The 19775-nt window shown below is 62.9% G+C and carries 20 protein-coding genes; 11 read left to right on the top strand and 9 right to left on the bottom strand.

Features of this window, described 5'->3' with window-relative positions; all coding sequences use genetic code 11:
- Positions 1 to 58 precede the first annotated feature (58 nt).
- Positions 59 to 1240: an ammonium transporter gene (locus BLT75_RS01385; RefSeq protein WP_093026935.1), complete on the top strand. Its 1182-nt coding sequence runs from the start codon at positions 59 to 61 to the stop codon at positions 1238 to 1240.
- Positions 1241 to 1326: 86 nt separating this feature from the next.
- Here the strand turns inward: BLT75_RS01385 and BLT75_RS01390 are convergent, their stop codons facing one another.
- Both BLT75_RS01390 and BLT75_RS01395 read right to left on the bottom strand, forming a co-directional pair.
- Positions 1327 to 2622 (bottom strand): MmgE/PrpD family protein, encoded by a 1296-nt coding sequence (locus tag BLT75_RS01390; protein WP_093026937.1) that lies wholly within the window; start codon positions 2620 to 2622, stop codon positions 1327 to 1329.
- Positions 2623 to 2668: 46 nt separating this feature from the next.
- Positions 2669 to 3115: a type II toxin-antitoxin system RatA family toxin gene (locus tag BLT75_RS01395; protein ID WP_093026939.1), complete on the bottom strand. Its 447-nt coding sequence runs from the start codon at positions 3113 to 3115 to the stop codon at positions 2669 to 2671.
- 74 nt (positions 3116 to 3189) lie between these two features.
- Between BLT75_RS01395 and hpt the strand changes: the two genes are divergently transcribed.
- Together hpt and BLT75_RS01405 are read left to right on the top strand one after the other, a co-directional pair.
- Entirely contained in the window at positions 3190 to 3732 is a 543-nt protein-coding gene (gene hpt / locus BLT75_RS01400; RefSeq protein ID WP_093027325.1) for a hypoxanthine phosphoribosyltransferase, read from the top strand.
- A 105-nt stretch (positions 3733 to 3837) separates the two neighbouring features.
- Positions 3838 to 4188, top strand: a complete 351-nt coding sequence (locus BLT75_RS01405) for a hypothetical protein (RefSeq protein WP_143028494.1) — start codon at positions 3838 to 3840, stop codon at positions 4186 to 4188.
- 2 nt (positions 4189 to 4190) lie between these two features.
- On the opposite strand, the gene BLT75_RS01410 is transcribed toward BLT75_RS01405, so the two are convergent.
- Complete coding sequence (locus tag BLT75_RS01410; RefSeq protein ID WP_093026943.1) at positions 4191 to 5051, bottom strand: LysR family transcriptional regulator; 861 nt, start codon at positions 5049 to 5051, stop codon at positions 4191 to 4193.
- Between the two features lie 99 nt (positions 5052 to 5150).
- Here BLT75_RS01410 and BLT75_RS01415 point away from each other — a divergent pair, with 99 nt between their 5' ends.
- Entirely contained in the window at positions 5151 to 5627 is a 477-nt protein-coding gene (locus BLT75_RS01415; protein WP_093026945.1) for a c-type cytochrome, read from the top strand.
- 58 nt (positions 5628 to 5685) lie between these two features.
- A complete protein-coding gene (locus BLT75_RS01420; protein WP_093026947.1) occupies positions 5686 to 6573 on the top strand; it encodes a c-type cytochrome in 888 nt (295 codons plus the stop codon).
- Here the strand turns inward: BLT75_RS01420 and BLT75_RS01425 are convergent.
- From BLT75_RS01425 to BLT75_RS01440, 4 genes are all read right to left on the bottom strand, one after another.
- On the bottom strand, positions 6551 to 7723 hold the full coding sequence (locus BLT75_RS01425) for an amidohydrolase (protein ID WP_093026949.1): 1173 nt from the start codon (positions 7721 to 7723) through the stop codon (positions 6551 to 6553). The genes BLT75_RS01420 and BLT75_RS01425 overlap by 23 nt on opposite strands.
- On the bottom strand, positions 7720 to 8670 hold the full coding sequence (gene lipA, locus BLT75_RS01430) for a lipoyl synthase (protein ID WP_093026951.1): 951 nt from the start codon (positions 8668 to 8670) through the stop codon (positions 7720 to 7722). The genes BLT75_RS01425 and lipA overlap by 4 nt, the downstream gene beginning before the upstream one ends.
- Before the next feature lie 108 nt (positions 8671 to 8778).
- On the bottom strand, positions 8779 to 9726 hold the full coding sequence (locus BLT75_RS01435; protein WP_093026953.1) for a hydrogen peroxide-inducible genes activator: 948 nt from the start codon (positions 9724 to 9726) through the stop codon (positions 8779 to 8781).
- Between the two features lie 208 nt (positions 9727 to 9934).
- Positions 9935 to 11062: a DUF6456 domain-containing protein gene (locus tag BLT75_RS01440; protein WP_093026955.1), complete on the bottom strand. Its 1128-nt coding sequence runs from the start codon at positions 11060 to 11062 to the stop codon at positions 9935 to 9937.
- Positions 11063 to 11164: 102 nt separating this feature from the next.
- On the opposite strand from BLT75_RS01440, the gene BLT75_RS01445 reads away from it, so the two are divergent.
- A complete protein-coding gene (locus BLT75_RS01445; protein WP_342726688.1) occupies positions 11165 to 11605 on the top strand; it encodes a DUF6477 family protein in 441 nt (146 codons plus the stop codon).
- Here BLT75_RS01445 and BLT75_RS01450 read toward each other — a convergent pair whose 3' ends face one another.
- Complete coding sequence (locus BLT75_RS01450) at positions 11606 to 13150, bottom strand: trimethylamine methyltransferase family protein (protein WP_093026959.1); 1545 nt, start codon at positions 13148 to 13150, stop codon at positions 11606 to 11608. It abuts the gene before it with no gap.
- Positions 13151 to 13325: 175 nt separating this feature from the next.
- Between BLT75_RS01450 and guaA the strand changes: the two genes are divergently transcribed.
- A complete protein-coding gene (guaA, locus tag BLT75_RS01455) occupies positions 13326 to 14885 on the top strand; it encodes a glutamine-hydrolyzing GMP synthase (protein WP_093026961.1) in 1560 nt (519 codons plus the stop codon).
- An 85-nt stretch (positions 14886 to 14970) separates the two neighbouring features.
- Here the strand turns inward: guaA and BLT75_RS01460 are convergent, their stop codons facing one another.
- Positions 14971 to 15456 (bottom strand): hypothetical protein, encoded by a 486-nt coding sequence (locus BLT75_RS01460; protein WP_143028495.1) that lies wholly within the window; start codon positions 15454 to 15456, stop codon positions 14971 to 14973.
- 415 nt (positions 15457 to 15871) lie between these two features.
- Here BLT75_RS01460 and BLT75_RS01465 point away from each other — a divergent pair, with 415 nt between their 5' ends.
- The 4 genes from BLT75_RS01465 to metA all read left to right on the top strand — a co-directional run bounded on the left by BLT75_RS01465 (position 15872) and on the right by metA (position 19771).
- Positions 15872 to 16738: a DMT family transporter gene (locus tag BLT75_RS01465; protein ID WP_093026964.1), complete on the top strand. Its 867-nt coding sequence runs from the start codon at positions 15872 to 15874 to the stop codon at positions 16736 to 16738.
- Positions 16739 to 16974: 236 nt separating this feature from the next.
- A complete protein-coding gene (locus BLT75_RS01470; RefSeq protein WP_093026966.1) occupies positions 16975 to 17871 on the top strand; it encodes a DMT family transporter in 897 nt (298 codons plus the stop codon).
- A 54-nt stretch (positions 17872 to 17925) separates the two neighbouring features.
- On the top strand, positions 17926 to 18798 hold the full coding sequence (locus tag BLT75_RS01475) for an ATPase (protein ID WP_093026968.1): 873 nt from the start codon (positions 17926 to 17928) through the stop codon (positions 18796 to 18798).
- A gap of 34 nt (positions 18799 to 18832) precedes the next feature.
- Complete coding sequence (gene metA / locus BLT75_RS01480; RefSeq protein WP_093026970.1) at positions 18833 to 19771, top strand: homoserine O-acetyltransferase MetA; 939 nt, start codon at positions 18833 to 18835, stop codon at positions 19769 to 19771.
- Positions 19772 to 19775 lie beyond the last annotated feature (4 nt).

Below are 19775 nucleotides of genomic sequence, written 5' to 3' on the forward strand. Positions count from 1 at the left end.
GTGGTTTTTTCTGTCAACCGCTCTCACCACTCGTATTCGCAGCAAAGGAGAGCGGCCCATGAATGGAGCCGATACAGCCTGGATCATCGTGGCCACGGCCCTGGTCCTCTTCATGACCCTGCCCGGTCTTGCCCTGTTCTATGGCGGTCTGGTCAGGGCACGCAACGTGCTCAGCGTCTTCATGCATTGTTTCTCGATTGCCTGCGTGATGAGCGTTCTCTGGCTCGTCGCAGGCTACTCCATCGCATTCGGCGGCGGCACTTCGGGTGTCTGGGGCGGGCTCGACAAGCTTCTGCTGACCGGCGTCACCAGCGAAAGCCTCAGCGGCACCCTGCCCGAGATCCTGTTCTTTGCCTTCCAGATGACCTTTGCCATCATCACGCCGGCGCTGATTGTCGGCGCCTATGTCGAGCGCGTGGGCTTCGGCTTCGTGCTCACCTTCTCGGGCCTCTGGATGCTGCTCTGCTATGCGCCGGTGGTGCACTGGATCTGGGGCGGCGGCATGCTGGCGGATGGCGGCATCTTCGGCGAAACTGGCGTGCGCGATTTCGCCGGCGGCATCGTGGTGCATGAAACCGCAGGTCTGGCGGCGCTGATCATCGCCGTCTTTCTCGGCCCGCGCCGCAACCGCACCACGCCGCCGCACAATCCCGGCTTTGTGATGATCGGCGCGGCCATGCTCTGGGTCGGCTGGTTCGGATTCAACGGCGGTTCGCAACTGGCTGCCGACGGTGGCGCCGCGATGGCGATGACCGTGACCCATATCTCGGCCGCCACCGCCTCGCTCAGCTGGGCGCTGTGGGAACGCATCAAGTATGGCAAGGCCTCGCTCGTGGGCCTGGTGACCGGCACCATCGCCGGGCTGGCCTCGATCACTCCGGCCAGCGGCTATGTCGATCCGGTCCAGGCGCTGATCATCGGTGCCGTCGCGGGCGTGCTCTGCCAGGAAGCGGTCGGCTTGGTGCGCAATATCCTCAAGATCGACGACACGCTCGATGTCTTCGCCGTCCATGGCGTCGGCGGCATCTTCGGCACGATCATGGTCGCGGTCTTCGGCGCCGCAAGCTGGAGCGCGCAACTGGGCGGCCTCGTGATCGTCGGTGTCTTTACGGCCGCTGTCACGATCGTGTTGATCAAGCTGGTGGCCCTGATCACTCCGTTCCGCGTGGATGCCGAGACCGAAACAAACGGGCTCGACCTCTCGGTGCATGGCGAGCGGGCCTATGACATGAGCAGCTGAGCCCACCTCGGCGCGCTCCTTGTCCTGAAAAGGGCAAAAAGCGGACCCGTCACGGGTCCGCTTTTTCATGTCCCGACAAACCGGCTCTACCTGGCGGCAAGGCGCGCACCCAGGTCGGCGGCCCGCCCGCCAGTGCGCAGCATCCCCCATATCTCGTCTGCCATGCGCCCGCCGATCAGCTTGACCGCCTTGGCGCGCACCCGTTCCTCGCGCGCGGCCAGGGTCAAGGGCGTCATCAAGTCGTGTTCGGCCTCCTGCCGCTGCCCGTCGCGCCTGAGCAGCGACAGATGCGCCTGGGTCTCGCTCAGGCTTTCATCGGCGCGGACCTCGACCTTTTGTCTGAGCGCAATCAAGCGGGGATCGGCGCAGATCGCGTCGGAATAGCTTTCAAGACGGGCCGTGTCATGCCCCAGCGCCCGCATGGCCAGAACGGTGGTATATGAGAATTTCGCGCCAAGCCCCGTCGTGGGCGCGGGCTGATTGCAGACGCTCATCCAGCGCGGATGCGTTCGTACCGTCAGCGCGGCCACTTCGGGTTCAGCTATATCCAGGCTGCGCGCCGCCTCAAGCACCGCGTGCAGACCGTGGCAACAGGCATGGAACTTGTGGCTGACCTGTTCGAACAGCCAGGTCTCGCCCAGACCATCCAGCGCCGACAGATCGCCGGCCCCATGATGAGTCGCCCCGAATCCGAATGCCCCCTCCATCGCGTCCGGGTTAGCGACAAAACCGCGACGCACCAGTTGCACCGCCTCGATCCCCGCCGCCGCCGCAATCCCGGCATTGTAGGGCTTGCCCATCGTGCCGAACTGCGCCTTCAGCCCCGCTGCCCGCGTCGCGGTCAGCCCCAACGCCTGCGCCATCTGCGTCGCAGAGAACCCGGCCAGCCGGCCCGCCGCGGCCGCCGCGCCGAACGCACCCGCGGTGGCGGTCTGGTGGAACCCTGCCTGGTAATGCCCCCGTCCCAGCCAGAGACCGACACGGACCGACAATTCCATTCCGACCAGCGCCGCCTCGAGCAGTTCGACAAGTGCCGCATCGCGGCTTTCGGCCATCGCCAGTGCGGCGGGAAACACCGCTACCGACGGGTGGCCGATATGGGCGAAATGGGTGTCGTCGTAATCCAGCGCATGCGACACCGTGCCATTGACCAGCGCCGCGCCGCGCAACGGCGCCGCGCCCGCACCGAACAGGTGGGCCTGGCCCGCGCCGCCCTCCTCCAGCACCATGTCGCGCACGATCCCGGACACGGGTTCGTCCGCCCCGGCACGGCCGACCGCAAACCAGTCGAGGGCAGACAGCGACGCGACCAGCCGGGCGGCAGGTGTCGTGGTGATGGAGCCGGTGGCGAATTCGGAAAGGGCAAGGGTCAATTCTGGCATGGCGCGCAGTCTAGCGCCGGACAGGGCCGCGTAAAGAGGTCATCGCTCAGGAATAGAGCGCCCTTGCCCGATCCTCGAAGGCGCGCACGATTCGGTGCATCGCCTCGTTGAAGACCATGCCGATCACCCCTTGCAGGATCGCGTTTCGGAACTCGAAATCGACGTGAAACGACACTTCGCAACCGCCCTCGGCCACATCGGCGAAACCCCAGTTGGACTTCATGTATTTGAACGGCCCGTCCAGGTATTCCGTGTCGATCCGCATCTGCGTGGGAAACAGTGTCACCCGGCTGCCGAAACGTTCGCGGAACACCTTGAAGGAAATGACGAGATCCGCCTCCATCACCACCACCTCGCCCTGCGGCGTGGAGCGGCGGATCCTTGCCGCGGCGCACCAGGGCAGGAACTCGGGATACTTGGCCACATCGGCAACCAGATCGTACATCTGCTGGGCGGTATGAGGCAGGCGTCGGGTTTCCGAATGGGTGGGCATCGGTCCTTGGGCATTTGTTGATGACAATGGCGCGTCATGTCGTATGTTGCGCGCCAAAGATCAAGGGGGCTGCGATGACTGACCGCGCTTATGTGATTGACGAGATGATCTCGGCCAAGGCAATCGCCGCCCGGATCGAGGCGCTGTGCCGCGAGATTTCAAAGGAATTCAGTGACACCGACAAGCTGGTCGTGGTCGGCCTGCTGCGCGGCAGTTTCGTGTTCATCGCCGACCTCGTGCGCGAGCTTGACCTGCCGATCGAGGTGGATTTCCTTGAAGCATCCTCTTATGGCAATGCAATGGAATCAAGCCGCGAGGTGCGCATCCTCAAGGACCTGCGCAGCCCGATCGAGGGGCGCGACGTGCTGGTCGTCGAAGACATCGTCGATACCGGACACACGCTGAATCATGTCATCCGCCTGCTGCAAAGCCGACAGCCGAAACGGCTGAAATCCATCGCGCTTCTGGACAAGCCGAGTCGGCGTGAGGTCGATTTCCGCTCCGACTGGATCGGCTTTGAAATTCCGGACGAATTTGTTGTCGGCTATGGCATCGACTTCGCGCAGCGCAACCGCAACCTTCCCTACATTGGCAAGGTCCGGTTCGTGGAAAACTGATCTGGCGGATCGCAGCCTCCGACCTTGTCCGGTCATCAGGATTTCTTTTTCGTTCCAGAACCGACGGGCTTAAGCTGTCGGAGGAGGACGACAAAGGGAGAGACCATGAAAAGAGCCATAGCCGCATTTATGTGCATCCTTGCAGTGGCCCTTGCCTCGGGCGTTGCCGAAGCCAAGGACGACAAGGGCAAGGCCAAAGGGCACGACAAAATCAAGGTCGACAAGTCCAACGGCCCCAAGGTCATCCCGCCGGGGCAGATCAAGCGCTACACGCGGGGCGCAAAACTGCCCGACGACCTGCGGTTCGACTACATCGACGATCTCGACAAATGGAAACTGACGCCGTTGCCGCCCGGCCAGCGATATATCCGGATCGATGATGACATCGTGTCGATTTACGAGGATTCCCGTACCGTGATCGATGCCGTCGGCATCGTCTCCGATCTGTTGAAGTAGCATCAGGCCGCAAAGAGCGCGGCCCGCATCTCAAGCGCTTCGCACAGAAGCTTCCGGATTCGGATCAGGCGTGGCATGTCTGCAAGATCCTCGTGGCAGGCGACCCAGACCGGCGTTGCCAGATCTTCCGGCAGCGCGATATCCAGCCGCTGCAACCTTGAATCGTTGCGCGCAACGAACACGGGCAGAACCGCCTTGCCGACGCCGCGCGCCGCCAGTTCCCGCAGCACCAGGAAACTGTCGGCCGAAGCGACGACCGCGTGTTTTTCAATCTGCGGCTCAAGCCAGAGCCAGGGGCGCGAGCGCCGCATCGTACCATCGAACCCGAGCCAGCCCAGATCGGCGCATCCGGGCGCGGCATAGGCCGCAAAATGCATCTCGACCGGGGTTTCGCCGATCAGTCCCTCGGGCAGGACAGGTGCCGGGCGGACAGTCAACTCCGCCTCGAGTCGCGACAGGTTCACGTGACTGTTCGTCGAGATCAGAGACATCTGCAATTCGGACGCCTTGCCGCGCACTTCCGACAGGATCTCGGGCAGCACCGTCTGGCACAGCGAGTCGGTCGAGGTGACGCGGGCGTGACCGCCCAAAGGGGCATCCATCCCATCTGCCAGAAGCCGCAGCGTGCCGACAGCCTGACCGACCTCGCGGGCGGCCGCGATCAGGCGTAACCGGTCGGGCCGCAGCGTATAACCCCTCGGCGTCCGGTCAAAAACCTGGGTCCCGACGCTGTCCTCGAAGGCTGCGATCCGCCGCAACACGGTGGCATGGTTCACACCCAGTTGTCGCGCCGCGCCGGCAACGCTTTGCGCTTCGGCCACGGCCAACACGAACCGCAGATCGTCCCAATTCAGCCTGTGCAAAAATTGTTACCCTTTTGACAGAATTACCGACTACACTCGCAGATTATCACAGCTAGAGTTTAAGTGTTGCCAATAACTTTCCAACAGTGGAGACGTTACATGATTTCGAAAGCCAGAATTTCCGTAGCAGCCGTCGCGCTGGTCGCCATGTCCGGCGTGGGTTTTGCCGCAAGCCATTCGCAAGGCGAATTCGCCCGCGAAATCAAGGCGCGCCAGGCGCAGATGACGCTAAACGCCTTCAACCTCGGCATTCTTGGCGCAATGGCCAAGGGCGAGATGGAATACGATGCCGAAGCCGCCGGGCTGGCGGCCTCGAACCTGGCTGCGTCTAGCTCAATCTGGATGCCGACGGCATGGCCCGAGGGGTCCGACAATGCCTCGACCGAAGGCACGCGCGCCCTGCCCGCGATCTGGGCCGGCGATTCCGACATCGGCGCCAAGGCGCAGGCCTTGAGCGAAGCTGTTGCTGCCCTGCAGACCGCCGCTGGCACCGATCTGGAAGCGTTGCGTGGCGCCATCGGCCCTGTTGGCGCGGCCTGCGGTGGCTGCCACAAGGCCTATCGCGCCGAAGAGTGACGTCAGCCCCGGTCCCGGCTAGACTGGGGCCGGTTGTCCATTGAGATTGGAGGGATGGATGCGGCTGTTTCGCTATCTCGGCCTGCTGGTGCTGGCCGGTCTCGCCGGTTTCTGGCTTCTGACCCGGCCGGAGCGCCTCGATCCTTCCTCGATGTCGGGCATGACCGGCGATGCGGCGCGCGGGCAGCTTGTCTTTGCCGCCGCCGGTTGCGCCGCCTGCCATGCCGCGCCCGGGGCCGAGGGCGAGGCGCGTTTGGTGCTGGCAGGCGGCGAAGGTTTTGCCAGCCCCTTCGGCACCTTCTATGCGCCCAATATCTCGCCCTCGCCCGACCATGGCATCGGCGGTTGGAGCGCGCAGGATCTGGCCAACGCGATGCAACACGGCACCTCGCCCGAAGGGCAGCATTACTATCCCGCCTTTCCCTATGTTTCCTACGCAAATGCAGAGTTGGGCGATATCGCCGATCTCTATGCCTATCTGATCACCCTGCCCGTCTCGGACACCCCGAGCCGCGCCCATGATGTGGGCTTTCCCTTCAATATCCGGCGCGGGCTGGGTTTGTGGAAATGGCTGAACGTGGGCAAGGGCTGGGTCATGGCAGATCCCGGCGATGCACAGGTTGCCCGCGGGCGATACCTGGTCGAGGCGCTGGGCCATTGCGGCGAATGCCACACGCCCCGCGATGCGCTGGGCGGAATGCAGCGCGACAAATGGCTGACCGGCGGCCCGATCCCCGGCAGCAGCAAGGGCCGCTTTCCCGACCTGACCCCAAATGCACTGAAATGGAGCGCCGAGGATATCGCCTATTACCTCGAAACCGGGTTCACCCCTGATTTCGACAGCGCAGGCGGTGCGATGGCCGATGTGATCCAGAATACCGCGCTGCTGCCGCCCGAGGACCGGGCCGCGATTGCCGCCTATCTCAAGGCGCTGCCTGCGAATTGACCGGGCCGTGCCCCAGGACCGCGCGCAGGGCGCGTTCGAAGATGCCGGCAGCGACCGGGATCAGCGCGTCGGGGAAATCGTAGTCGGGGTTGTGCAGGCGCGGATGATCCTCGCCCGCGCCCAGCCAGAACATGCCCGCCCGCGCCCCCTTGCCGAACTGACCGAAATCCTCGGAAAACTTCTGCGGCGTGCTCGTCAGGCGCAGCGGCACCGCGCCGTCGTTGCAGGCCGTTTTCAGCAGTTCGACCGCCTCGGGATCGTTGGTACAGGCCTCGAACACGTCGTCATAAAATATCTCGACGCCCAGCCCGGCCGCTGCCGCCTCGGCCTGCACCAGTGCCTCGGCCTCAGCCATCAGTTCCGTCATGCGCGCATCCGTCACCGTGCGCAGGGTCACCCACAATTCGCCCTCGCCGGGCGACACGCCAAAGGTAGCCTGTCCCAGGCGCGCATGGGTCAGCGTGGTCAGGGCAAACCGGTCATCCAGCGGACCGCCCGGCCCCAGCGCCGCCAGACGCGGCATCAGCGCCGCCATGGCCGCAGCGGGCGACAACCCGTCCTGCGGTGCGGCGGCATGCGCGGTTTTGCCAAAAAGCCGGATCGCCATCCCCCGCGAAGCGCAATTGGCGGCACCTGTGCAAAGTTCGACCGCGCCCATCGGCAATCCCGGAAGGTTGTGCAGCGACAGGACAATATCGGGCGCAATATCGGCAAACTGCGGATCGGCGCGATAGGCCACCGCCCCCTTGCCCGTCTCCTCGGCAGGCTGGAATATCAGCACCGCGCGGCCCCGCGCCGGGCCTGTGCGCGCCAGCGCCTCGCCCACCGCGAGAACCGTCACCATATGGCCGTCATGGCCACACAGGTGCCCGTTCCCGGCAATCTCGCTGACATGGTCCGAGAGCCCAAGCTCGGTGATCGGCAGCGCGTCGAGCTCGCAGCGGAGACCCACCACCGGCCCTTCGACACCGCTTTCGAAGACTGCCGCCACGCCATGCCCACCGATCCCGGTCAGCACCCGGTCCGCCCCCATGCTGCGCAGCAGACCGGCCAGATGGGCCGCGGTTTCCTTTTCCTCGCCGGAAATCTCGGGCCGGCGGTGCAAGGCATGGCGCAGCGCCGTCAACCGGTCCAGATCGGCCGGCGTCATGCCAGGCCGAGCTTCTTCTGCCGGGCCTCGCGCAGGCGCGCAAAATCGTCGCCCGCATGATAGGACGACCGCGTCAGCGGGGTTGCCGAGACCATCAGGAAGCCCTTGCCATAGGCCGCCTTTTCGTAAGAGGCGAATTCCTCGGGCGTGACGAACCGGTCGACCCGGTGATGTTTCGGCGTCGGTTGCAGATATTGGCCAATGGTCAGGAAATCCACTTCCGCCGCGCGCATGTCGTCCATCACCTGTCGCACTGCCTGTGCATCCTCGCCCAGGCCAACCATGATCCCCGACTTGGTGAAGATCGACGGATCGAGTTCCTTGACCCGCTGCAACAGGCGCAGCGAATGGAAATAGCGGGCACCGGGGCGCACCTCGGGGTAAAGGCCCGGCACTGTTTCCAGGTTGTGGTTGAACACGTCCGGCTTCGCGGCCACAACCACCTCCAGCACCTCGGGCGCGCATTTCAGGAAATCGGGCGTCAGGATCTCAATCGTGGTGGTCGGGCTGCGGTGACGCACGGCGCGGATGGTCTGGGCAAAATGCTCGGCCCCACCATCTGCGAGGTCGTCCCGGTCAACCGAGGTGATCACCACATGGTTCAGCCCCAGTTTCTCGACCGCATGGGCCACCCGGCCCGGCTCGAACGCATCCAGCGCATCGGGGCGACCGGTGGCGATGTTGCAGAAAGTGCAGCCGCGCGTACAGATCTCGCCCATGATCATCATGGTGGCGTGGCCCTGGCTCCAGCATTCGCCGACATTGGGACATCCGGCCTCTTCGCAGACGGTGACAAGGTTGTTGTCGCGCATGATCCGGCGGGTGTCGGCATAACCCTTGCCGCCTGGCGCCTTGACCCGGATCCAGTCCGGTTTCTTGGGCTGCGACTGGTCGGGGCGGTGCGCCTTTTCGGGGTGGCGCTGCTCGGGGATCTTCAGGTCACGCACGGGCGGATTTCCCTTGGCTGGAAATGTCTGCGGTGTCTGTAACATAACGTTACGTCGCGTGTAAGGCCAGCGACGCATGGCCGCCATGCAAGTTTGCCGAACCGCTGATCACCCGTGTGCCGAGGTCGCCACTTTTTCGTTGCGCGTTTGCGATACGATCTCCTGCCCCACGGAACGGATGACATCGACCAAGTCGTCGAACCAGCTTTCGCGGTGGGTCGAGCTGCGCCTGGCCAAGCCAACGATTCGCTTTGGTTCGGGGCCGGGAAACCGGTGGAGACACAGATCGGGAACCGCCGCCATTTCCGCCTTGGCCGCAAGCTCGGGCATCAGGGTGAACCCGAACCCGCCCGCCACCAGCCGCGACAGGGTGGCCAGCGACGATGCCCCCATGTTGATGCCCGCCCCGCTCCGGTCCCGGCCACAAACCTCAAGGGCCTGATCCGTCAGGCAATGTCCGTCTTCCAGCAGCATCAATTGCGCCGGTTGCAAGTCGGTCGGCCTGACCCTGTCGGTCTGTTGCCGCAGACGGTCCAGCCGTTCCGCGGACCCGGCCAGCAGAAAGCGGTCCTCGAAAAGCTCGACGGCCGTAAGCCCGGCCTGCCCCAACGGCAGGGCCAGCACCGCAGCATCGAGTTCGCCCTTGGTCAGGGCGTTCAGCAACTGTTCGGTGCGGGCTTCGCGCACATGAATCTTGAGCGCCACATTCCGTGCCCGCAGTTCGGACAGGACGCCGGGCAACAGATAAGGCGCCATGGTCGGGATCAGGCCCAGCGACAGAACACCCGCCCCGGCCTGGGCCTGGGCAAACCGCTCCAGGCGATCCGCGCTTGTCAGAACCTCTTCGATCATCGGCAGGATGCTGCGGCCAAACGGCGTCAAGACCACGTCGCGGGCGCGGCGTTCCACGAGCCTGCCGCCAAGGCTCTCCTCAAGTGCGCGGACCTGCACCGATAGCGCCGGTTGAGAGACATGGCAGATATCGGCTGCCCGCCCGAAATTTCGTTGTTCGGCCAAAGCCTTGAAATAATGGAGTTGCCGCAGGGTGAAGGTCATTGGAAGACTCTAAGAGCTTCACGAAAATCCGCAATGCGTTTCTCGGTCGACCGGAAATCCCCTGGAACGTCGCGTTCGAACTGCGTGAAACGGCGGGCCAACGATCACCCGAAAAAACTGGTTCTTCAACCGGACGCAAAGACAGAACCGAAACCCTTGGGTTGGCCCTGGATGGCGCAGGGCGCGTGGCATGCCAGGGCGTGCGGTCCTAGCCGATCAGGCGATCGCTGGACGCCTGTTCGTCATAGTGGCGTTTGAGGCGCTGCAGCGCGATGCGCAACACGATCTTGCCGGAGCGGGCGGACCATCCCATGTGTTTTTCGGTCAGCTCCAGCCCTTCGAGATAGCAGCAGCATCGCAGCGCCACGTCGCTGAGCCCCGGACCAAGGTCCGACAAGGCCCGAACCACCCGTTTCCGAGCCGCGTCGGGTCCATGCCCCACACCGCCGTCTCCCGGCAGGCTGCCCCGCACGCCGCCTGTCAGGAATCGATCCCAGTTCTGTGTCACACCTGGACCCAGTTGCGCGAGTTCGAAGTCCTCGCGCAACCGCTCTCCCGCCCGTACCAATGTATCGTCCAGAAAGGGCGTTCCATCGCGGTCCTTGCGCCTCGCCAGTGTGACAAGCGGGCTTTCCACCCCACCGTAACGTACCCTGCGTGGTCGGTCATTGCCGTCGCCCATTGCCGATCCGGGACCCGTTGACCGATCTTGTAACTGAAACGGGCTTTGCGCCTCGGCGAAACCATCCTTTGCCGCGCGAACCCGGTTTTCTTCTTCCGCAATCAGCCTGCTCAGGGCGCTGCGCCCTGACGAAGTGATGTAGTAGCGGCTTATGCGTCCCGGATGGTCACAGGCGATCCAATCCTTGAGCGCCAGAGCCTGCGCCATGCCGCTGTCGACCACCGCTGTACGCGTGTTCCCGCCATTCCGGTCGTCTCGCACTACAACGGCCTTGTCCATATCCTCGGCCACTGCAAGGACCGCACCACTTTCGCACATCCTGCGCAATACCCGGACGGCTTCACGGTAGAATGTCAGCGAATCGAGCGTTTCGTCGGTTTGTACGGCCAAAGATTTCATTGCAGGATGATCCTTTGTGGGGCGTCCGCCGAGCGGCGGAAAGAGGGCTGCTGCCAAAGTGTGCAGAGCGGCATCGACCAACGGATCGTCACGCCGCAACTCGACCCTTCGTATCTGACGCAGCACGGTCGAGGCATGGCACCCGGCTCCACGCGCCAGATCTCGTATCGAAAAACCGGCCTCGGTATGGGCAAGGTAGTGTTGCGCACTTTCAGGCACCCATCCCGGGATCGCGGTTTCAAATACATCAACCATTGTTTTCGAACCCTGACGACACTTTGGCTATTCCTGTTATCCCCGAGTTATCCACAAATTTTACACGTTTTACGTGTTTTTTTGTTACCCTGTGGTTAACTGTTGGCACTTGAACGCCATATTTGTTTCAAAAAAATAAACAAAACTGAAGCGACCGCGCGGTATTTCCCATCAAGCGCAACACTACCTTGGGTTGCTTTATCTTCGAGCAAACACCAACACTCACTCAGCCGAGGTATTGCAATGCAAGATGTGTTCTCCATGTTGACCGCCCTGCGCCGTCCGCGCCTTTTGATACGTGCCGCACGGATCGGGCAGGCAGAATACAACAGAGACCGCCACCTCCAGAGGATACTGGGATACGGCAGCCTGCCACGGCCAGCGGTGGCGCTTCTGAGACTTATGGAAATGGAGCGGGAGATAGATGATCAGCGCCGCGCGGAGGATGCGGGATATTCGCTGTCACGGCATGTCGATCTGTTGATCGCCATGATGGGCGAGGCGCAACTGGTTCAGGCCAACCGCGCCTCGCTCCAGGATTGATTACATGAAAGCGTCCGGCATCGACGCTTTCTTTTCGGCCACGTAGGCGGCAAGCGCTCCGGCGATCTCCGGGTCCATGTCCGGCTGGCGATACGTGGCCAACAGTTTCTCCACCCGGTTCGAGGCCAGGGCGTAAGTGTCCCTTGCGCCTTCCTCTTCCCAGGTCTCGAAGGGTTTGTAATCCAGCAGCTCTGTTTTCCAGAACGCCGATTTGAAATTGGCCTGGGTATGCGCACAGCCCAGGTAGTGCCCGCCCGGCCCCACTTCACGGATGGCGTCCATCGCCTGGGCGTTCACATCCACGGGAATGCCCTTGGCCAGACCGTGCAGAACGCCCAGCTGGTCCGCATCCATCACGAATTTCTCGAAATCGGCTACCAGACCGCCTTCGAGCCATCCGCAGGCGTGCAGCATGAAGTTCACGCCCGCCATCAGCCCCATGTTCAGCGAATTCGCGGTCTCATAGGCCGCCTGCGCATCGGGCAGTTTCGAGCCGCAGAACGACCCGGCCGAGCGGTACGGCAGGTTCAGGCGGCGCGCCAGTTGGCCCGCGCCATAGGTGATCAGCGACGCCTCGGGCGTACCAAAGGTCGGCGCTCCCGAGTTCATGTCGATGGACGACACGAAGGCGCCAAAGATCACCGGCGCGCCGGGACGCACCAGCTGGCTATAGGCCACACCGGCCAGAACCTCGGCCAGAACCTGTGTCAGGGTCCCCGCAACCGACACCGGCGCCATCGCGCCGCCGACGATGAAGGGCGATACGATCGCGGCCTGGTTGTTGGCCGCATAGACCTCGAGCGCGCCCATCATGATGTCGTCAAACGTCATGGGAGAGTTGATGTTGACCAGCGAGGTCATCACCGTGTTGTCGCGCACAAAGTCCTTGCCGAACAGGATGCCGCACATGTCGACCGAATCCTGCGCCCGTTCCGGCGCGGTAACCGACCCCATGAAGGGCTTGTCGCTCAGCGTCATATGCGCCAGCAGCATGTCCAGGTGCCGCTTGTTCACCGGAATGTCGGTCGGCTCGCAGACGGTACCACCGGAATGGTGCAGCCATTTCGACATGTAGGCCAGTTTCACGAATTTCTCGAAATCGGCCATGGTGGCATAACGGCGGCCGCCTTGCGCGTCGCGCACGAAGGGCGGGCCATAGACCGGCGCCAGCACCAGGTTGCGCCCACCGATCACAACCGATTTCTCGGGATTGCGCGCATGCTGGGTAAACTGGCTGGGCGCGGTCGCGCACAACTGGCGCGCAAGGCCGCGCGGAATGCGCACCCGCTCGTCCTGCACTTCGGCACCCGCCGCGCGCCAGCGCTCAAGCGCCGCGGGGTTGTTGACGAAATTCACACCGATCTCGGCCAGCACCGTTTCGGCGTTGGCCTCGATGATTTCCAGTGCCTCTTCGTTCAGCACTTCGAAATTGGGGATGTTGCGTTCGATGTACTTGGCGGTTTCGATATGCACCGCGGTGCGTTCCGCCCGCCGTGCGGCACCGCCGCCACCCCGGGCGCGTCGACGCGTGTTGGCCTCTTCCATGGTTGATCCCCTGGCTGATTGGTTTGCGTTGACCGCCTTTTATCAGGACTGCGCATTGCCCGAATGTGGATTGCGGCGCTATCGGGGGAAAAGCGACATGTTTCGCGCACAAAGGCGACAGGATGCCCCCATCTCGCCCCTTGCCTAACCCCCATGCGCGTCCTAAGAGCCAGACATGAGCCAGACATCCCACGACCGCCTTCTGATCATCGACTTCGGCAGCCAGGTAACGCAGCTGATCGCCCGCCGCCTGCGCGAGCTGAACGTCTATTGCGAAATCCACCCCTACCAGAACGTCACGATGGACTTCGTGCGCCAAATGGCGCCACGGGCCGTGATCTTCTCGGGCGGGCCGGACAGCGTCACGCGCGAGGGGTCCCCGCGCGCCCCGCAGGAAATCTTCGACTACGGTGTGCCGATCCTGGGGATCTGCTATGGCCAGCAGACGATGATGACCCAGCTGGGCGGGCGCGTCGAATCCGGCCATGGAACCGCCGAATTCGGCCGCGCCTATGTGACGCCCAAGGGCAAACTCGACATTCTGGATGGCTGGTTTGCGGAAGGTCGCGAACAGGTCTGGATGAGCCACGGCGACCACGTCGCCGAGATCGCCCCCGGTTTCGAGGTTTTCGGCACTTCGCCCGGTGCGCCCTTTGCCATTACCGCCGATACCAGCCGGCACTTCTATGCCGTCCAGTTCCATCCCGAGGTGCACCACACCCCGAACGGCGCCAAGCTCTACGAGAACTTCGTGAAGCTTGCAGGATTCAAGGGCGACTGGACCATGGGCGCCTACCGCGAGGAAATGATCCGCAAGATCCGCGAACAGGTCGGCGACAAGAAGGTCATCTGCGGCCTCTCGGGCGGCGTCGACAGCTCGGTCGCGGCGATCCTCATCCACGAGGCGATCGGCGACCAGCTCACCTGCGTCTTTGTCGACCACGGTCTGTTGCGCAAGAACGAGGCCGCCGAAGTCGTCGGCATGTTCCGGGACAATTACAACATCCGGCTGATCCACGCCGACGAATCCGAGCTGTTCCTCGGAGAGCTTGAAGGGCAATCCGACCCCGAGACCAAGCGCAAGATCATCGGCCGGCTCTTCATCGACGTGTTCCAGAAACATGCCGACACGATCGAGGGCGCCGAATTCCTGGCCCAGGGTACGCTTTACCCCGACGTGATCGAATCGGTCTCTTTCTCGGGCGGCCCTTCGGTCACCATCAAGAGCCACCACAACGTGGGCGGCCTGCCGGAAAAGATGGGCCTGAAACTGGTCGAGCCGCTGCGCGAACTTTTCAAGGACGAGGTTCGCGCGCTGGGCCGCGAACTGGGCCTGCCGCAAAGCTTCATCGGCCGGCATCCCTTCCCCGGTCCGGGCCTGGCCATCCGCTGCCCCGGCGAGATTACCCGCGAAAAGCTCGACATCCTGCGCGAGGCCGATGCGATCTACATCGACCAGATCCGCAAGCATGGGCTCTATGACGAGATATGGCAGGCCTTCGTCGCCATCCTCCCCGTCCGCACTGTCGGCGTGATGGGCGACGGGCGCACCTATGACTATGCCTGCGCGCTGCGCGCGGTGACCTCGGTCGATGGCATGACCGCCGACTACTACCCGTTCAGTCACGAGTTCCTGGGCGAGACCGCAACCCGGATCATCAACGAGGTCAAGGGCATCAACCGCTGCACCTATGACATCACATCGAAACCGCCGGGAACCATCGAGTGGGAGTGACGCGTACCAGGCATGTCGACACCCCGCCTGAGGTGTATAGCAAGACAGCCCGGCGTGATCAGAACATCAGTTTCAGCGAAGCGCCCTACTGATCGAACGACTCGTCGGTCACTGCCAGCTGCGCCGGGTTGAGATGCCCGGCACGGCGGTCGAAATCACGCAAACCTTCGCCGAGTGCGCTCATCCGCGCATCGAGCGTCGCATCATACCGGACGCGGCCGCTGATTTCGGTCGGTCCGCGCTTGATATCCGCCGCAATGTCCGCGAATCCGGTCACTTCGACGCGCACCATCCGCAGGAACAGGTCGTCGCCATGTGTGGCCAGGTCGTCGTTGAACGCCGCCAGATGCAGGTCGAGCGAGGTCCCGCCGTTGATCGAAGGACCAAAGCCCGTCACCTCGGCCGCCGGCGTCGCGAGCGGTGTTTCGACAGTAGCGGTCGCACCCACGACAAAGTCCCGCGACGGCACCGCATCGAGATTGGCAAGCATGTCATATTGCCGGTAGCGCGTCTGCAGATGTGCATTCATGTTCGCCAATGCACGCTCCCGCATTGCGCCGGTGAACGACACTGTGCCGATGCGACCATCAGACCCGGCCAGCGCTCCGGTTGGCGCAATCAGTGAAACTCCAGGTCAAACAAGGTAAGATTTCCAGTCTAACATATTGTTAATAAATAACAAAATGCAATTCAACTGCCCGACGATTTGGTCGCGCCCTACCACAACCCACCACCCGGGGAGTACGTCGAAAGCAGCATGCAATCCGTGGTGACTCAATTTGTCGCATCCATCTTGACCCCTGCGGCCCCTGCGAACCCGGAGGGGCGTGCGTGGTTTCCTCCGTTGCTCAATGCACTGGCCTTGCCAGATCTTCCGCTGTAGAAAACATGCAGCGTGAAAGTGCCGGACATTGCCACAGCATTGCACGCTCGGTTCCCATTCGCTGAATTGCCGCGACACCGGCTCACCCGGAGTTTCCCCCGACATGAACCCCACCTTCACTGCCGCGCTTTGGATGACCGGCGCAATCGCCTCCTTCTCGACCATGGCCGTGGCGGGGCGCGAGCTAAGTGCGGTACACAATACGTTCGAGATCATGATGTACCGCAGCTTTGTAGGCATACTGGTCGTGTCGCTGGCGCTGACGGTCACGGGCAAGTGGCATCAGGTCAGCACCCACGCGCTGGGACTGCATGCATTGCGCAACACGGTCCATTTCACCGGCCAGAACCTGTGGTTCTTTGCTGTCACCGTAATTCCACTGGCGCAGGTCTTTGCGCTGGAATTCACCCAGCCCCTCTGGGTCATCCTGCTGTCGCCCCTGCTTCTGGGAGAGCGGATGACCCCGGTCCGACTGGCAGCAGCAGTGATCGGGTTCATCGGCATCCTGATCGTCGCCCGGCCCGGCGCCAGCAGCCTGAACATCGGCATTCTCACTGCTGCCCTGTCGGCTTTTTTCTTCGCACTGACAACGATTTCAACAAAAAGGCTCACCCGGATCGCAAGTATCGGCTGCATCATGTTCTGGCTCACCGTCATGCAGGCTGTCCTAGGGCTGGCCGCCTCGGGCTATGACGGCCAGATCGCCCTGCCCACGGCCGAAACGGCGCCGTTTCTCATTCTGGTCGGCCTCGCGGGGTTGCTGGCGCATTTCTGCATCACCAATGCCCTGGCTATCGCCCCCGCCACGGTGGTTGTCCCTATCGATTTCGTCCGCCTGCCCACAATCGCCGTGGTCGGCATGCTGCTTTACGGCGAACCACTCGATGTCTGGGTCCTCGTTGGCGCGGCCGTGATCTTTGGCGGCAACTATCTCAACCTGCTGGCCGAGACCCGCAGCAGGGCCCGATAACGCAGCTTCAATCTGGTGCGTGGTGACGTTCGGCCAGTGGTCGCCCGACCCCTGTGCCTGACAGGTGGCGGCAGCTTGGGTGGCGTGCCCTTGGGCAATTGTCGCCAACAATTTTTTCAAACCGAGTTCACCGGCAACAGCGCCTGTGATGCCGGTTTACGGATCACCCTTGCGCTGAGCTGACAAAAGCGCAGGAATCGGGTGGAGCGGCGCCTTCCCTTTGGGCACAAGGAACCATGACCGTTCAGAAATCTCTCTCTCCCCGCGCATGGGCCGAGCTTCTGCTGCTCGGCCTCATCTGGGGCGCCTCGTTCCTGTCGATCCGCATTGCGCTTGACGAGCTGCCGGTTCTGACCACGGTTTTGCATCGCACCTTCTGGGCCGCCGTGGTGTTGTGGGCGGTCGTGCTGGCAGGCCGGATTCCCCTGCCTCGCGAGCCTCGGGTCTGGGCGGCCTTTGTCCTGATGGGCGTGCTCAACAACGTATTGCCCTTTGCCCTGATGGCTTGGGCGCAGCAACATATCGAGACCGGGCTGACCTCGATCCTGAACGCCACGACGGCGATTTTCGGCATCCTGGTCGCGACACTAGTCTTTGCCGACGAGCGACTGACAAAGCGCCGATCCCTGGGTGTTTCTTTGGGTTTTCTCGGCGTGGCGACAACCATTGGTCTTGGTCATTTGGCGCAATTCGACCTGCGGTCGACGGCGCAAGTCGCGGTGCTGGCCGGCACGCTGTGCTATGCGCTGGCCGGCGTCTGGGCACGGCTGCGCCTCGGCCATCTGCCACCGCAACTGGCGGCTGCGGGCATGCTGACAGGGGCCACGCTCGTCCTGCTGCCGCTTGCACTCCTGGTCGAAGGCCCGCCCCGGTTCGACCTGCGCCTCGGAACCTGGACTGCGGTCGCCTATTATTCACTTGTCGCGACGGCGGGTGCCTATCTGCTCTATTACCGGGTTCTGGCGATGGCGGGGTCGGCGAACCTGATGCTGGTGACGCTGATTATCCCGCCGGTGGCAATCGGTCTGGGCGCGCTGGTGCGACACGAAGCCCTGGACGCGAACACCTATGCGGGCTTTGCCCTGCTGGCCCTGGGGTTGATTGTGTTGAACGGCCCGCGCCGCCGCGATTGACCAAGCCCACGGCGCCCATTAACAACGGCCGGAACAACGGGATAGCGGTGCACAATGATCTACGGCTCGGCTCAGGAATGGCGCGACGCGCCGCGCAAGAAGGTGCTGTTCTTCGGCATGTCCGGTCTGGGCAAGACCTATGTCTCGAACATCCTGCGGGATGCCGGAAACTGGTTCCATTACTCGATCGATTATCGCATCGGCACCCGCTACATGGGCGAGTTCATCGCTGACAACGCCAAGGCCGAGGCGATGAAAGTGCCATTTCTCCGCGACCTTCTGATGACCGATTCGATCTATATCGGATCCAACATCAGCTTCGAGAACCTCAAGCCCGTTGCCTCCTACCTCGGCACTCCGGGCGATCCGGCAAAGGGAGGACTCGACATCGCCGAATACCGCCGCCGGCAGGACCAGTTCCGGCATGCCGAAATCTATGCGCTGCTCGACACCGAGTATTTCATCGACCGGGCCGAGCGGCTCTATGGCTACCCGCATTTCATCTGCGACACCGGCGGTTCGATCTGCGAATGGGTGAATCCCGACAACCCCGAGGACCCGATCCTGAAGAACCTCAGCCAGCATACGCTGATGATCTGGATCAAGGGCGACGAAGCCCATACCGAAAAACTGATCCGCCGCTTCGACCGCGACCCCAAGCCAATGGCCTACCAGTCCGAGTTGCTGACCCGCATGTGGGATGACTATCTGTCCCTCAAGGACCTGTCGCCGGACAGCGTCGATCCGCAGGCGTTTCTGCGCTGGACCTACGCCCAGGCCCTTGCGCACCGGCAGCCGCGCTATGCGGCGATGGCGGAAAACTGGGGCATCACCGTGACCGCCGACCAGATGGGATCCGTCCGAGACGCGGCCGATTTCGACGATTTGATCGCCAATGCTCTTGAGGCGCGCAGCGCACAGACCTAGTTTCCGCAATTCAGTTCACAAAGACAGTCCGAAAATGCCCATCAAGATCCCCGCACATCTGCCCGCCTATGACGTCCTCAGCCGAGAGGGTGTCATGGTCATGTCCGAGGATCAGGCCGCGCGGCAGGATATCCGCCCGCTGCGGATCGGGCTGCTGAACCTGATGCCGAAAAAGATCCAGACCGAGAACCAGTTCGCCCGCCTGATCGGCGCCACGCCGCTGCAAATCGAGCTGAGCCTGATCCGGATGACCGAGCATCAGACCAAGAATACCGCCGCAGCGCATATGGAGGAATTCTATCGACCCTTTCAGGAGGTCAAGGCCGAGAAGTTCGACGGGCTGATCATCACCGGCGCACCGATCGAACACCTCGAATTCGGCGACGTGACCTATTGGGGCGAAATGCGCGAGGTCTTTGACTGGACCCAGACCAACGTGCACTCGACCTTTGGGGTCTGCTGGGGTGGCATGGCGATGATCAACCATTTTCATGGCGTGCGGAAACACATGCTGGACCACAAGGCATTCGGCTGTTTCCGGCACAAGAACCTTGCCCCGGCCTCGCCCTATCTGCGCGGGTTCTCGGACGATTTCGTGATTCCCGTCAGCCGCTGGACCGAGATGAAACAGGCCGAGATCGACGCGGTGCCGGGCCTGCGCACACTTCTGGGCAGCGACGAGGTCGGCCCCTGTCTGGTCGAGGATCCCGGCCACCGGGCGCTCTACATCTTCAACCATTTCGAATATGACAGCGATACGCTGAAACAGGAATACGACCGCGATGTCGCCAGCGGCACCGCAATCAACGTACCGCTCAACTACTATCCCGATGACGATCCCTCGCAGAAGCCGCTGAACCGCTGGCGCAGCCATGCGCATCTGCTCTACGGCAACTGGATCAGCGAGATCTACGAGACAACGCCCTATGACCTCGAACGGATCGGGCTGGAAACCACCGACTTGCGAAGGTGACGGC

It is taken from the genome of Ruegeria marina (assembly GCF_900101475.1).
Lineage (GTDB): Bacteria > Pseudomonadota > Alphaproteobacteria > Rhodobacterales > Rhodobacteraceae > Ruegeria_B > Ruegeria_B marina.

Bases quoted from the DNA above. Each gene is read 5' to 3' on its own strand.
- BLT75_RS01420 (WP_093026947.1), top strand. From the start codon at position 5,686: ATGCGGCTGTTTCGCTATCTCGGCCTGCTGGTGCTGGCCGGTCTCGCC.
- guaA (WP_093026961.1), top strand. From the start codon at position 13,326: ATGAGCCAGACATCCCACGACCGCCTTCTGATCATCGACTTCGGCAGC.
- BLT75_RS01470 (WP_093026966.1), top strand. From the start codon at position 16,975: ATGACCGTTCAGAAATCTCTCTCTCCCCGCGCATGGGCCGAGCTTCTG.
- BLT75_RS01440 (WP_093026955.1), bottom strand. From the start codon at position 11,062: ATGGTTGATGTATTTGAAACCGCGATCCCGGGATGGGTGCCTGAAAGT.
- BLT75_RS01425 (WP_093026949.1), bottom strand. From the start codon at position 7,723: ATGACGCCGGCCGATCTGGACCGGTTGACGGCGCTGCGCCATGCCTTG.
- BLT75_RS01475 (WP_093026968.1), top strand. From the start codon at position 17,926: ATGATCTACGGCTCGGCTCAGGAATGGCGCGACGCGCCGCGCAAGAAG.
- hpt (WP_093027325.1), top strand. From the start codon at position 3,190: ATGACTGACCGCGCTTATGTGATTGACGAGATGATCTCGGCCAAGGCA.
- BLT75_RS01465 (WP_093026964.1), top strand. From the start codon at position 15,872: ATGAACCCCACCTTCACTGCCGCGCTTTGGATGACCGGCGCAATCGCC.
- BLT75_RS01390 (WP_093026937.1), bottom strand. From the start codon at position 2,622: ATGCCAGAATTGACCCTTGCCCTTTCCGAATTCGCCACCGGCTCCATC.
- BLT75_RS01450 (WP_093026959.1), bottom strand. From the start codon at position 13,150: ATGGAAGAGGCCAACACGCGTCGACGCGCCCGGGGTGGCGGCGGTGCC.
- BLT75_RS01415 (WP_093026945.1), top strand. From the start codon at position 5,151: ATGATTTCGAAAGCCAGAATTTCCGTAGCAGCCGTCGCGCTGGTCGCC.
- BLT75_RS01385 (WP_093026935.1), top strand. From the start codon at position 59: ATGAATGGAGCCGATACAGCCTGGATCATCGTGGCCACGGCCCTGGTC.
- BLT75_RS01435 (WP_093026953.1), bottom strand. From the start codon at position 9,726: ATGACCTTCACCCTGCGGCAACTCCATTATTTCAAGGCTTTGGCCGAA.
- metA (WP_093026970.1), top strand. From the start codon at position 18,833: ATGCCCATCAAGATCCCCGCACATCTGCCCGCCTATGACGTCCTCAGC.
- BLT75_RS01405 (WP_143028494.1), top strand. From the start codon at position 3,838: ATGAAAAGAGCCATAGCCGCATTTATGTGCATCCTTGCAGTGGCCCTT.
- BLT75_RS01395 (WP_093026939.1), bottom strand. From the start codon at position 3,115: ATGCCCACCCATTCGGAAACCCGACGCCTGCCTCATACCGCCCAGCAG.